Source organism: Sulfitobacter sp. CW3 (assembly GCF_019392245.1).
Classification (GTDB): domain Bacteria; phylum Pseudomonadota; class Alphaproteobacteria; order Rhodobacterales; family Rhodobacteraceae; genus Sulfitobacter.
The window spans coordinates 1-246 of sequence record NZ_JAHXRL010000476.1; the positions used below are offsets into that span (position 1 = coordinate 1).

Annotated in this window: 1 protein-coding gene; it reads left to right on the forward strand. The window is 69.1% G+C overall.

Annotated elements, in window-relative coordinates:
* A partial coding sequence (locus tag KZZ06_RS21885; RefSeq protein ID WP_219582013.1) for a hypothetical protein occupies window positions 1-246 on the forward strand: 246 nt, incomplete at both ends.

Genomic DNA, 246 nt, shown 5'->3' on the forward strand with positions numbered 1-246 from the left:
CTGCCGGCGCTGCCGTTCCTGTCGACCGACATCTACCGCTACGTCTGGGACGGGCAGGTCCAGGCCGCCGGAATCAACCCCTACCGCTACATCCCGGCCGACCCCGCCCTCGAGCGGCTGCGCGACCCGGCGGTCTACCCGCTGATCAACCGCAAGGACTACGCTCGTACGATTTACCCGCCCGCGGCGCAGCTGGTCTTCGCCGCCGTCGGGCAGGTATCGCACAGCGTCACCGGGATGAAGCTG